The organism is Corynebacterium sp. UMB4614, from assembly GCF_030217065.1.
Classification (GTDB): domain Bacteria; phylum Actinomycetota; class Actinomycetes; order Mycobacteriales; family Mycobacteriaceae; genus Corynebacterium.
Genome location: NZ_JASONC010000001.1, coordinates 148349 through 161175, shown reverse-complemented (window position 1 = coordinate 161175; position 12827 = coordinate 148349). Strand labels below are relative to the sequence as shown.

The 12827-nt window shown below is 66.4% G+C and carries 13 protein-coding genes; 5 read left to right on the top strand and 8 right to left on the bottom strand.

Annotation, left to right across the window (positions count from 1 at the left end; translation table 11 throughout):
* Positions 1-62: 62 nt before the first annotated feature.
* From QP413_RS00675 to QP413_RS00665, 3 genes are all read left to right on the top strand, one after another.
* On the top strand, positions 63-836 hold the full coding sequence (locus tag QP413_RS00675) for a BRCT domain-containing protein (protein ID WP_284780085.1): 774 nt from the start codon (positions 63-65) through the stop codon (positions 834-836).
* 104 nt (positions 837-940) lie between these two features.
* The gene (locus tag QP413_RS00670; RefSeq protein WP_284780084.1) at positions 941-1495 is read left to right on the top strand and encodes a hypothetical protein; all 555 of its coding nucleotides are present in this window, start codon (positions 941-943) and stop codon (positions 1493-1495) included.
* 46 nt (positions 1496-1541) lie between these two features.
* Positions 1542-2534, top strand: coding sequence for a GTP pyrophosphokinase family protein (locus tag QP413_RS00665; RefSeq protein WP_284780082.1), 993 nt, complete (start codon positions 1542-1544; stop codon positions 2532-2534).
* Between the two features lie 97 nt (positions 2535-2631).
* Here the strand turns inward: QP413_RS00665 and QP413_RS00660 are convergent, their stop codons facing one another.
* The 4 genes from QP413_RS00660 to dnaE form a co-directional block, all read right to left on the bottom strand.
* Positions 2632-3000 (bottom strand): RNA-binding S4 domain-containing protein, encoded by a 369-nt coding sequence (locus tag QP413_RS00660; protein WP_284780080.1) that lies wholly within the window; start codon positions 2998-3000, stop codon positions 2632-2634.
* A gap of 3 nt (positions 3001-3003) precedes the next feature.
* Positions 3004-3237: a hypothetical protein gene (locus QP413_RS00655; RefSeq protein WP_148812040.1), complete on the bottom strand. Its 234-nt coding sequence runs from the start codon at positions 3235-3237 to the stop codon at positions 3004-3006.
* A gap of 77 nt (positions 3238-3314) precedes the next feature.
* Positions 3315-4001, bottom strand: coding sequence for a YigZ family protein (locus tag QP413_RS00650; protein WP_284780079.1), 687 nt, complete (start codon positions 3999-4001; stop codon positions 3315-3317).
* 70 nt (positions 4002-4071) lie between these two features.
* Positions 4072-7638 carry a DNA polymerase III subunit alpha gene (gene dnaE, locus QP413_RS00645; protein WP_284780078.1) on the bottom strand — a complete coding sequence of 1189 codons (3567 nt, stop codon included), beginning with the start codon at positions 7636-7638 and terminating at the stop codon, positions 4072-4074.
* Between the two features lie 68 nt (positions 7639-7706).
* Between dnaE and QP413_RS00640 the strand changes: the two genes are divergently transcribed.
* A complete protein-coding gene (locus tag QP413_RS00640) occupies positions 7707-8891 on the top strand; it encodes an amino acid deaminase/aldolase (RefSeq protein WP_284780153.1) in 1185 nt (394 codons plus the stop codon).
* On the opposite strand, the gene rarD is transcribed toward QP413_RS00640, so the two are convergent.
* The 4 genes from rarD to lspA are packed head-to-tail and all read right to left on the bottom strand — an operon-like array spanning position 8888 to position 11851.
* Complete coding sequence (rarD, locus tag QP413_RS00635; protein ID WP_284780077.1) at positions 8888-9790, bottom strand: EamA family transporter RarD; 903 nt, start codon at positions 9788-9790, stop codon at positions 8888-8890. The genes QP413_RS00640 and rarD overlap by 4 nt on opposite strands.
* Before the next feature lie 3 nt (positions 9791-9793).
* Complete coding sequence (locus tag QP413_RS00630) at positions 9794-10417, bottom strand: hypothetical protein (RefSeq protein ID WP_148812049.1); 624 nt, start codon at positions 10415-10417, stop codon at positions 9794-9796.
* On the bottom strand, positions 10407-11351 hold the full coding sequence (locus tag QP413_RS00625) for an RluA family pseudouridine synthase (RefSeq protein ID WP_284757782.1): 945 nt from the start codon (positions 11349-11351) through the stop codon (positions 10407-10409). The genes QP413_RS00630 and QP413_RS00625 overlap by 11 nt, the downstream gene beginning before the upstream one ends.
* A complete protein-coding gene (gene lspA / locus QP413_RS00620; RefSeq protein WP_284780076.1) occupies positions 11348-11851 on the bottom strand; it encodes a signal peptidase II in 504 nt (167 codons plus the stop codon). Before lspA ends, QP413_RS00625 begins: the two co-directional genes overlap by 4 nt.
* A 38-nt stretch (positions 11852-11889) precedes the next feature.
* Here lspA and QP413_RS00615 point away from each other — a divergent pair, with 38 nt between their 5' ends.
* Positions 11890-12810, top strand: a complete 921-nt coding sequence (locus QP413_RS00615; RefSeq protein ID WP_284780074.1) for a DUF6263 family protein — start codon at positions 11890-11892, stop codon at positions 12808-12810.
* Positions 12811-12827: the final 17 nt, after the last annotated feature.

The window sequence follows — 12827 nt, the reverse complement described above, 5'->3', positions numbered from 1 at the left end:
AGCTTTAGAAGCCTAGTCGCTCGCGTGTCCTGTGCCTAGCTCCATCGGGTAGCGTCGAAGCCATGACGGACTCCTCGATCACCATCACCAGCGACGGCATTCAGGTCCACCGTTCGCTGCTCGCCCGCTCCCTCTCCCCCGATCTGGCCATCGCATCGGAGCAACTGCTGGGTTGGCGCATCTCGGCGCCGACGGCCAGCTCGCCGGGGTGGTTGCACTTCCTGCTTGCTGGGGCCAGCACCAACGGCTTCATCCGCAGCTTCGATGAGGCACGCCTGAACCCGGCCACCGTGCACTTCTTCCCCGGCGAGGCGGAGATGCTGACCGAGATCGACGAGCAACTTTCCCGCCTACAGGCCGGTTTCGACGTCGACGTCGCGACCATCGATGCCGCAGAGTGGTCGGCCTCCTTCGAGTCGGACGCCCCAGCGGCGGGCAGCTCCGCAGCACCAGCGGCCGCGCCGACGTCGTCGTCGACAAAGAAGACACCGAAGAAGAGCGGCAACCGGCGCGCCCCCTGGGACCGGGTGGCCACACCAGACAAGGTGCCGGAGCAAAACACTGAAGCGGACGTGGACGGCCCCGTGTTCGGCGAGACGGTCGTCATCACAGGGGACGTGGAGCCCTATTCCAAGGGCGAGGTCTGGGACATGCTGGCCGATGCCGGCGCCATCGTGGCGAAGAACGTGACGAAGAAGACCACACTGCTGATTCTCGGCGAATGGGCGACGGTGACCAGCAAGGAAAAGCGCGCCCGGGAGCTGCAGGAACAGGGCCAGGAGCTGGCGATCTGGACCTTCGAGGAACTGCTTCAGAAGCTGGGAGTGCAGGGCTAGCGCCCCGGCGCGGTGGGTGGCTCCCCAAGAATTTTTTGGGTTTTCCGCCGTTTTCGGGAACCAAATGGGCTCCCGCGTTGTCTAACACTGTCATGACGAGCACAGTGACAACGCGTAGAACCAGGACGACGATCGCCCCGGCCGCGGAGGTGGCCACTCAGTGCACGGCCGAGCCGAGGAGCCCTGCGGGTCGCAGCCTGCCCGGGGTGGCTCGGCTGACCCGCCTGCCGGAGGCCTGCTATAGCCGCCCGGTGCGGGTGCCCGTGGGGTCCGGCTTCACCGCGGAGCTGCCGGAGTTCTCGGAGAAGGATTATCACACGCTTCTGCAGCTGTGGGGTGAGACCGCAGACAGCATCAGCGAGGTGGTGGGCGAATCCGGCGAGGCCTACCGTGTCCACCGCCTCGACTCCCGGGATTATGGCTGGGTGGAGCTCACCGGTTCCGCGGGCGCCCCGCCGCCGACCGCGATGCTGACCCACCCGAAGCTGGCTCAGGGGCTCGCGGAACGGATGGAAAGGGTCTTGGACGGGGTGGCGGCGTTCTACGTCGCCGGCGAGCGCGTGCAGGTCTGCCCGCTGCCGTTGGCTATCGAGCGCCAGGACTGGCACGGCCCCTTCGACCTGCGCACTGGCTTCTGCGTGGCCTTCGACTTCCTCTAGAAACCGCTCTCCGCGGCCTCGCGAACCGTGGCTTAGACTCTGGGTCATGGGAAACTCCACCTCACCAACCGCCAGCACCATCGCCCAGGCGCTGAAGGACTACGACACCTGGCTCGATGAGCACCCCGCCGCCGAGCGCGAAACGAAAGAGCTCGTTGCCGCCGCGCTCGACGACGCGGGGATCAGCTTCGACCAGGTTTCGGTGAGGCTGAAGGACCGCTCCAGCTTCGTCGCGAAGCTGAAGAACCCCAACTACCCGGAATATCAGGACTTCGCGAGCGCCCACGACATCGTCGGCATCCGGGTGACCACCTTCCACTCCGGTGAGATCGAGCAGCTGCTCGCGGCGGTGAGCACCATCTTCGCCATCGACACCGTGGTCGATAAGGCCGCCGAAACCGCCAAGAGCGGGCGCTTCGGTTACGCCTCCCACCACGTGATCGGCTACTCAGAGCAACTCGGCCGGCGAGTGGAGGTGCAGCTGCGCACCGTGCTGCAGCACGCGTGGGCCGAGTTCGAGCACGATATGCGCTACAAGAACCCGGAGATGTCCGGCAACCCGGAGGTGGACCGGGCTTTCACGCTGGCCGCAGGTCTCATCGAACTCGCCGACGAGCAGTTCGACAAGATCGCCCGCATCGTCGACGCCCGCACGCAGGAGCAGGACGCCACCGAGCTCGACACCCGCTCGCTGCCGGGCCTGCTCACCCGCCTGCTGGGCAACTCCTACCCCACCTCGCGGGCGGATTATTACGGCTGGGCGATCGCGATGCTGGCTGCCCACGGCATCACCACCGTCGCGGAGCTCAAGGAGCTGCTGGACCCGGAGCGCATCGCCGCGCTCAACGAGGCGATGGCTTATCCCTTCGAGCCCGGGCAGGTGCGACTCATCGACGACCTGCTGTTGTTCACCTACGGCCGGGACCATATTCGGCGCACCGTGCACATCGGGGAGAATATCGAGACCCGCCCGGGGCGCCTCGGCAACCGTTGGCAGCAGCTGGGACAAAAGGTCTACTCCCCCGGCACACGCGACTGAACGCACTGGTTCCCAGTTGTTGCCGCTGGGCGTCTACGCCCAGCGGTGATCGCCGCTAGCTTTAGCGCCGCGGCGCACCAACGCGGTGCTACCGCATTCAGCGGCGCCGCTGGTTGCGCATGAACTTATCCAGCTGGCGGCGCTCCTTCTTCGTGGGCCGGCCGGCCCCGGGGTCACGCCGTGGCATGGAGGCGATGATCTCCTTGGGCGGTGGTGGCGGAGAGTGGTCGATATAGGCTTTCTGCGCCACGGGCGCCCCCACTCGCTTGTGCAGCAGTTCCGTGACCTCAACGATGCGTTCGCGGTGATTGACCCACACCCGCACCTGGTCCCCCACGGCCACGTGCTGAGCAGGCTTCACTGATTCGCCGTTGATTTTCACATGCCCGGCGCGGCATGCGGCCGCGGCCTGCGCGCGGGTCTTGGTGAGGCGGACGGCCCAGACCCAGGCGTCGACGCGGACCATGGTTTACCAGTTGTCCTTCTGGTTGATGATCTTGTTGATCTGCCAGCCGTTGTATCCGGCCACGATTAGGGAGATCACCAGGACGGTGATGATGAAGCCCATGCCAGCGCCGGTGAGGGCGCCCAGGACGATGAGTCCGCCGCCGACGCCAGCGGTGATCTGGATAGCCTTGGAGTGCTTGCGCACGGCGGCCTTGCGCTGGGCAATCGGGTTGTCTCCGTAGGGGCTGAGGGTCATGGTGCTTCTTCCTCTATCACGTTCTTGGTGTTGTGGCCCGGGTGCTCACCGGGTCGCCAGGGTGCCTGGGAAAAGTTTTAGCTTCCGGTGGGTAAATCTACCCAACGTTGGCCCGCGCGGGTGGGTTCCACGCGGCCTTGGGTCCAGCTGGCCAGATGGGTGGCTAGCGCATCGTCCCCGGCGATGAGGAAGCCGACCTGGGCGGCGTAGTCGGTCTCCAGGATCTGGTAGCCGGCATTGCGGATGTCGGATTCCACGCGCCCGGCCTCGTCGTGATTGAGCTCCACGCGGTAGAGCTCCAGCTGGGTGCGTGTGACCCAGGTGACCTTATCGAGCGCGGCCTTGGTGGCGTCGTGGTAGGCGCGGACCAGGCCGCCGGTACCCAGCAGGACGCCGCCGAAGTAGCGGACGACCACGGCGGTGACGTCCAGGGCCCCGCTGCCGCGCAGCACCTCCAGCATGGGCTGTCCGGCGGTGCCGGCGGGCTCGCCGTCGTCACTGGAGCGCTCGATGGGTTGGGCTCCGTCCTGGTGGACGAGGTAGGCGCTGCAGTGGTGGCGGGCATCCGGGTAGCGTTCCCGGACCTCGTCGATGAATGCCCGTGCCTCGGCCTCGGTGGGGGTCTGCCGCACCAGGCCAATGAAGGTGGAGCGCTTGATCTCGAGCTCGGCCTGCCACTCGTTATCCGTCGGGCGGCGGTAGGGCGCAAGCCGGGTGAACTCTTCTGCGCCTTCCGACTCGGGGGTCTGCTTCTTCTCGCTCACTGGGTGTTGTTTTCCTGCTCGTGGTGTGCTCGTGGTTGGGCAGCCGTGAGGGCCGGGACCACCTGGGCGTTTAGGCGAAGATACCCTCCCAGGTGCTGGCCTTCAGGTCCCCCATCAGCGCCGGGGATTTGGTCACCCGCATCTCTGGGCCGAGGAGGAACTGCACCTCCTGCTCACCGTCGATGAGGGTGAGGTAGACATCCGAGTCGCCCTTGTTGTTGCTGAGCACCTGCTTGAGGCGCTGCATGTTCTCCGGGGTGGCCTGGTCGACGCGGATGTTCAGCCGCAGTGGCACGCCGGTGCCCGCCCCGATGGAGAGCTCGGCGGACTTCAGATCCTCGCAGAAGATGCTCATGCGGTCGTCGCGGTAGCGGATCTTCGCCTTCGCGAGCACGATGTTGTCCTCCACAATCTGCGGGGCGACCATCTGGTAGGTCTTCGCGAAGACGAGCAGTTCCACCTGCGCGCCGTGCTGGTCCTCGAGGGTGGCGATGACCCAGGGCGCACCGTTGCGGTCCACGCGGCGCTCGACGCTGGAGATGATGCCGCCGATCTTGACGTCCTTGTTATTCGGCAGCTCGCCGGACAGGACGGTGGGCAGCGGGGTGTCGACCTGGGCGTCGAGGGCGTCCTCGAAGCCGTCGAGGGGGTGGCCGGAGACGTAGAGGCCCAGCATGTCGCGCTCCAGGGCGAGCTCGTGCTTGCGCTCCCACTCCTGGTCCGGGACCTCGACCTTGAAGACGTCCCCGGCCTCTTCGGCGCCGAGGCCGGCGAAGAGGTCGAACTGTCCCTTGGCGGCGGCCTTCTTCGTCGCGACGACGGCGTCGACGGCGTCCTCGTGGACGAGGACGAGGCCCTTGCGCGGGTGCCCGAGGGAGTCGAAGGCTCCCGCCTTGATCAGCGACTCGGTCACGCGCTTGGAGGCGGCGACGGCGTCGATCTTGTCCAGGTAGTCAGAGAAGTCCTTGAACGCCCCCTTCTCCTCGCGTGCGGCGATGATGGATTCGACGACGTCCTCGCCGACGTTGCGCACCGCGCCGAGGCCGAAGCGGATGTCCTCGCCGACGGACTGGAAGGTGAAGGCGGACTCGTTGACGTCCGGCGAGAGCACCTTGATGCCCAGGTGGCGACAGTCGGCCAGGTAGATGGCGGACTTGTCCTTCTTATCCGAGACACTCGTCAGCAGCGCGGCCATGTACTCCGCGGTGTAGTTAGCCTTCAGGTAGGCAGTCCAGAAAGACACCAGCCCATAGCCCGCGGCGTGGGACTTGTTGAACGCGTAGGAGGCGAAGGGCTCGATGGTGCCCCACAGGGCGTCCATGGCCTCCTTGGAGTAGCCGTTTGCCTGCATGCCCGACCAGAACTTGTCGTACTGCTGGGCCAGGACCTCCGGCTTCTTCTTACCCATGGCCTTTCGGAAGCCGTCTGCCTCACCCGCGGTGTAGTTCGCCACTTTCTGGGAGATCCTCATGATCTGCTCCTGGTAGACGATCAGGCCGTAGGTCTCGTCGAGGATCTCCTTGAGCGGTTCCTCCAGCTCCGGGTGGATCGGGGTGATCGGCTTGCGCCCGTTCTTGCGGTCCGCGTAGTCCCAGTGGGCGTTCACACCCATCGGGCCCGGGCGGTACAGGGCCAGGGAGGCGACAATATCGCTGAACCCGGTGGGCTTCATGCGCTTGAGCAGCTCCTGCATGCCGCCGGAGTCCAGCTGGAACACACCCAGGGTGTCGCCCCGGGCGAGCAGCTCGTAGGTCGCATCGTCCTCGGTGGACAGCCCCTCGAGGTCGAAGTCCTCGCCACGGTTCTTCTTGATGTTGTCGATCGCATCGCCGAGGACGGTGAGGTTGCGCAGGCCCAGGAAGTCCATCTTCAACAGGCCGATGGCCTCACAGGCCGGGTAGGGCCAGCCGGTAATCAGCGCGCCGTCCTGCTTGCGCTTCCACATCGGGATGCAGTCCAGTAGTGGGACGGAGGACATAATCACCGCACAGGCATGCACGCCCGCCTGGCGGACCACCCCCTCCAGCCCGAGGGCGTCCTCGTAGATCTTGTTGACCTGCGGGTCGGTGTCGATGAGCTGACGGACCTCGGCGGCCTCCGCGTAGCGCGGGTGCTCCGGGTCCTTGATGCCCTTGAGCTCGATGTCCTTAGCCATGATCGCCGGCGGCAGAGTCTTGGTGATCCGGTCAGCCATCTGGAAGCCCGCCTGCCCGTACCAGGCACGCGCCGAGTCCTTAATCGCCTGCTTGGTCTTCACCGTGCCGAAGGTGATCACCTGGGCGATCTTGTCCTCGCCCCAGCGATCCGCTGCGTAGCGGATCATCTCGCCACGGCGGCGGTCGTCGAAGTCGATATCGATATCAGGCGCGGACGGGCGTTCCGGGTTGAGGAAGCGCTCGAAGAGCAGGCCGTGCTCGATGGGGTCGATGTTCGTGATCGTCAGTGCGTAGGCCACCAGGGCGCCTGCGGCGGAGCCACGGCCGGGGCCGACGCGGATGCCGACGGAGCGGGCGTACTTAATCAGCTCGGCGACGATGAGGAAGTAGGAAGGGTAGCCCTTCATGTCGATGACGCCGATTTCGTACTCGGCCCGGTCAATGTATTCCTGCGGCACCGGGCCGCCGTTGAATCGCTCCTCCAGGCCACACATGACCTCGTGGGTCAGCCAGGACGTCGGTGTGTGGCCTTCTGGAACCTCGGCGACCGGCATGCGGTCGTAGGGGTGTTCTTCCCAGATCTCGCCGTAGTCCTGGACGCGCTCGGCGATCCACAGGGTGTTATCGCAACCATCCGGGACGACATGGTCCCACTGGTTGCGGATGTCCTCCGCGGTACGGATGTAGTAGGAGGAACCGCTGAAGGCGAAGCGCTTACCGCCCTCGTCGATGGTGGGTTCGTCCATGGTGGAGCCGGTCTGCACGCACAGCATGACCTCGTGGGCGGCGGCCTGGTTCTCCAGCACGTAGTGGCAGTCGTTGGTGACCAGCGGCGGCAGGTCCAGCTTGCGGCCGATCTCCAGCAGCTCGTCGCGGACGCGCTTCTCGATCTCCAGCCCGTGGTCCATGAGCTCGAGAAAGAAGTTGTCCTTGCCGTAGATGTCCTGCCACATCGCCGCGGCCTCGAGGGCCTCGTTGAACTGGCCAAGGCGGAGGCGGGTCTGCACGTCGCCGGAGGGGCAGCCGGTGGTCGCGATGACGCCCTCGGCGTGCTCGGCGATGAGCTCGGCGTCCATGCGCGGCCACTTGCCCAGCTGGCCCTCGTAGGAGGCCATGGAGGAAAGGTAGAAGAGGTTGCGCAGGCCGGTGGCGTTCTCGGCGAGCATTGTCTGGTGCAGGTACGCGCCGGAGGCGGAGACGTCGTCCTTCTTCTGCTCCGGGTTACCCCAGCGCACGCGGTTCATGTTGAAGCGGGAGTCGGGGGCCATGTAGGCCTCGATGCCGATGATCGGCTTGATCCCGGCCGCCGTCATGGTGCGGTAGAAGGCATCCGCGCCGAACATGTTGCCGTGGTCGGTCATGCCCACCGCGGGCATTCCCTGGCGGGCGACCTCCTCGGCGAGCATGTCTACCTTCGCCATGCCGTCGAGCATGGAGTATTCCGTGTGATTATGCAGGTGGACGAAAGACGAGCGGCTCATAACTGGCTATCCTATCGTTTTCCGGACACTGCGAAACTCGGGCACTAAGCTTTTGCTCCGTGAAGTATTTGACCAGGTCTGCCGTTGCCCATTTGGATGCCCCGTTCGCCGTCATGGATCTCGACGCCGCGCTCGCGAACGCCCGCGATATGGTTCGGCGCGCGAATGGCACCCCGATCCGGCTTGCCAGCAAGTCGGTGCGTATCCGTGAGATGCTGCGCCGCGTGCTGGAGCTGCCGGGCTACGCCGGGGTGTTGGGTTTCCACCTCTCCGAGGCCATCTGGTTGGTCGAGACCGGGGTCAGCGACGACGTCCTGGTCGCCTACCCCACCACCCACCGCGAGGCGCTGCGCACACTCGCCGCGTCCCGCACGCTCCGGGAGTCCATCACCGTGATGGTGGATTCTCCGGCCCACCTGGACTTCATCGACGAGGCAGTGGCCGAGGAGGTTGGTTCCGGTGCCGAACGCGGGGAGATTCGGGTGTGCATCGACGTGGACGCCAGCCTGGCCATGGGGCCGGTGCACGTGGGGGCACTGCGTTCCCCGGCCCACTCCGTGGAGCAGGTCCGGCGGCTGGCGGAGGTCATTGTTGCCCGGCCGGGGTTCCGGCTGGTGGGTCTCATGGCTTACGAGGGGCAGATCGCCGGGACCACGGATAGCTCCCCGGCGATCTCGGTGATGAAGGGGATCTCCACCCGGGAGCTGGCCACCCGGCGCGGGAAGATTGTCCGAGCCGTGGAGCAGCTCCTGGCGAGCGCGGGGCAACCGCCGCTGGAGTTCGTCAACGGCGGGGGCACTGGGTCGATCGAGACTACCTCGGCGGAAACAGTGATCACGGAGATCGGTGCGGGCTCGGGAGTGCTGGCCCCCGGGTTATTCGACCGCTATAAGAGCTTCCAACCGGATCCGGCGCAGTGGTTTGTGGTGCCGGTGGTGCGCCGCCCCGCCGCCGATGTGGTGACGGTGGCGGGTGGTGGCCGGGTGGCCTCTGGGCCGCCGGGGTCGGACCGGCTGCCAACGGTGGACTACCCCGCTGGCCTGCGCATGGCCCCACTGGAGGGCCCTGGCGAGGTACAGACCCCGCTGAAGGGACCTGCGGCTAAAAGCCTGCAGTTGGGAGATCACGTGTGGTTCCGCCACGCGAAGGCCGGCGAGCAGGCGGAGTGGTTCGACGAGGTGATCGTCGTGTCCGGTGGTCAGATCGTGGACCGGTGGCCGACCTACCGGGGCGAGGGGCAGGCCTTCGTCTAGTCTTCCTCAGTGGCTGGAGTGACCTTGCCGATCTTCTCCAGGGAGGCGTTGCGCCGGGTGGCGCGGGTCTGGATGACCATGTCGATGATGAAGATCACCACGGCCACCCAGATGATGGAGAAGCCCACCCAACGCATCGGCTCGATATGTTCCTTCGTGACGAACACGGCCCAGAGCATCTGCATGACCGGGGTGAGGTACTGGATCATGCCCAGCGAAGTCAGGGACATCTCCTGGGCGGCGCGGGCGAAGGCCAGCAGCGGCAGGGCGGTGACCACACCCGCGACCATCAGCAGAGCCGTGTGTCCGCCACCCTCGGTGGTGAAGGTTGACTCCGGACCCAACCACAGCAGGTAGATCACGGCAATGGGGGCAAGCACCATCGTCTCAGCGGCCAGGGATTGCAGTGGTTCCAACCGCATGCGCTTCTTCGCCAGACCGTAGAAGCCGAAGCTCAGGGCCAGCCCCAATGAGATGATCGGTGGCTGCCCCAGCGCGATGGTGAGGATCACCACCGCCACGGCGGCGATGGCTACCGAGAGCTTCTGCATCGGACGCAAGCTCTCGCGCAGCAGCAGCACGCCCAGCACGACGGAGACCAGCGGGTTGATGAAGTAGCCCAACGCGGCGTCCGCGACGTGACCGCTGTTGACCGCGTAGATGTAGAGTCCCCAGTTCACGGAGATCAGCAGCGAAGCCACCGCGACCCGGATCCATTCGCGGGGCGTGATCTCGCGCAGCAGCTTGATGCGGCGCAGCGCCAGCAGGAGCAGCAGCACGAAGACCAGGGTCCAGATGAAGCGGTGCGCCAGGATCTCCACAGGCGCGGCCGGTTCCAGCAGCGGGAAGAATGCGGGGAAGAATCCCCACATGATGTACGCGGCAAAACCCCACAGCATGGGCTACTCCTCCTCGTGCGTCACGGCGCGGATACCCATACGACCATAGGCTGCGTCCACCGGGGCCGGTTCGACGGCCATGACTTTCGGGTTCTCCGCGATCGCCTTGAGCTCGGCGGGCGCGGCGTAGACAAGGGCGCCGTTGATGGCGACCTTCTCCCCCTCCAGCCCTTCGGTGGCGATGGTGAAGACGTCCTCGCGGCGCAGCCCGGCGGCCGGCTCCGGGATTGGGCGTTGGACCACCGGGCCGATCAGCAGCGTGGACACACGCACCCGGTCCGCGTGCGGGATGTCGAAGACCTTGGCGAAGTCCTTTGGCGCCATCGCCGTGGCGGGTGAGACCAGTGCCCAGCGCGGCTCGTTCCCCTCGGCCTCGTCAAGGAGCTGGCGGGAGTGTTCCTCGTATGCCTGGTCGGACATGTAGAACGGCCCCAGCTGGTCACCATTAATGTGCATCGGCTTACTGGTGCGGTCCGACTGGGCCATCACCATGATCCCCACGAGCAGGGCTATGGCGCAGAGCCCGCCGAGCCACGCGACCCACGCGGGTCGGCGGGTATCCTCCCAGTCCAGCTCCCGCTGGCGGGCGCGGTTGGGCTTGACCACCTGCGGAGACCTAGATTCCATCGTTGGCCTCCCGCAGCCTATCCAGGGCCTGCTGGAGGTCCGCCGGGTACGGGCTATCGATCTGCATCATTCGGCCCGTGGGATGTTCGAAGCGGAGGGAAACCGCGTGCAGCCACTGGCGGATCAGGCCCAGCTTCTCGGCCAGCTCCGGGTCCGAGCCATACATGGGGTCGCCGCACAGCGGGTGGTGCAGGGAGGAAAAATGCACGCGGATCTGGTGGGTCCGGCCGGTCTCCAGGTTCACCCGCAGCAGGCTGGCCTGCCGGTGGGCCTCCAGGGTGTCGTAGTGCGTCACCGCGTGCTTGCCATCGTCGCGCACGGCGAAGCGCCAACCCGCCGAGGGGTGGCGCCCGATCGGGGCGTCGATGGTCCCGGAGGTCGGGTCGGGGTGGCCCTGCACCAGCGCGTGGTAGATCTTCTCCACCTCGCGGTTGCGGAAGGCGCGCTTCAAGTGGGTATAGGCCCGCTCGCTGGCGGCGACGATCATCACCCCGGAGGTGCCCACGTCGAGCCGCTGGACGATGCCCTTGCGCTCCGGGGGCCCGGAGGTAGAGATACGGAAACCCGCGGCCGCCAGGCCCGCGGTCACGGTGGGGCCCTCCCAGCCCAAGGTCGGGTGTGCTGCCACACCGACGGGTTTATTCACGGCGATGACGTCGTCGTCGGAATAGAGAATGTCCATACCCTCGACGAGCTGGGGTGGCTCGGCAGCCAGGTCGCGTTCCGGAGCGGGAAGGGTGACGTCCAGCCACTGGCCGGCAACAAGCCGGTCGGACTTGCCCAGCGCCTTGCCCTCGGAGGTGATGTCCCCCGCCGCCGCGAGGTCGGCCACCACCGTCCGGGACAAACCCAGCAGCTTGGACAGGCCTGCGTCGACACGCATCCCCGCCAGGCCGTCCGGCACGGGCATCATCCGCTGCTCACGTTCGGTCATTCCTGCGCCTTCCTTTCTGTTCGGGGCTCGGCGATGAAAACGATGGCGAGGTAGAGGACCACCCCGACGGTAATAGCGATATCCGCCACGTTGAAGATCGCGAAGTTCCAGAAGCTGAAGAAGTCCACGACGTGGCCGTGCATGCCGCCCGGCTCCCGGAAGATGCGGTCGATCAGGTTGCCGGCCGCCCCTCCCCCGATCAGGCCAATGGTCAGGGCACCAAGCCCGGTGCGGGCCCGAAACGCCAGGAATACCGCCACACCCACCGCGATGAGCTGGATGAATGCCAGCACGATGGTGGCGTCCGTGCCCATCGAAAATGCCGCCCCCGGGTTGCGGACCAACAAGAAGCGGAACCAATCGCCCAGCACCGGCACGGGTTCGCGCGGTGGCAGGGTGGCCACGGCCAGCCACTTGCTCAGCTGGTCGATGATCACCACAACCGCCAGGGTCGCCAGGGCCACGGCGGTCACGGTTCCTCGGTTACTCTGCTGCTTCACTCCAGCAAGTCTAGCTTGAGGCCCAAACTGCTACGGTTATGACCGTGTTTACTCCCTCACGCACCCGTTCCCACCGCACCGGTCGGCGCGCGATCGCCGCACTGATGTGCTCACTCGGACTCCTCGGCACGGCCGCGTGCTCTGCTGATTCGTCGAGCCCAGAGGCCGTCGAGGCGCCGGTCGAGGGTGTGCGCGTGCAACTACTTAAACCCGGCAGCAGCCCCCGCGCGACCCTCGCCTACCGCATCGGCGAGGAGGAAACATCCCAGGAGCTGACCTATTCGGCGACCCAGGGGTTGGAGCAGAAAACCGCCCACGGCGAGGGCGAGGACGTCCCCTACGGCGATGTCACGATGGACCTGCCGCTGAACGCCACGGCGAGCGCAACGGGCGAGGAGATCGCCACGACCGTCGTGGTGGGGCGCCCGGACGGGACGAACGCGGAGCTGAACGAGGACATGGCCTCCGCCGAGGGCTTCGAGATGCACCAGACGATGGAGCCCAGCGGCCGGGTGAAGACCCGCTCCTTCGGCGCTCCCGAAGGTGCCACGGACGGGGCCCGGGCCAGCGTGGAGCAGGCGCTAACGCAGATGACGGACCTGCCGATCGTCTTCCCTGAGGAGGAAGTAGGCCCGGGCGCGACGTGGACGGTCAGCGGACGCGTGGACGAGGGGGTCTCGCTGCGCCAGGAGCTGACGTACACGCTCGTGGAGCGGGACGGCGACAAGGTCATCCTCGACGTCGCGGCCAAGCGCCGACCGGCGGTCGCGAGCCTGGCGGATACGGACCTGAAGGTGCTGGAGGCGGATTCAACCTCCGAGGGGCGGATCACCGTCGACCTCACCCGCCCGCTGCCCGCCGAGGGCAAGGTCAGCGTGGAAACGACCGTCACTTACGGCAAGGACGACGCCCCGCTGCGCGTACTGCAGACCATCACGTCGCGCAGCGAATGGAAGTAGGCCGTTGACAGCCTAAG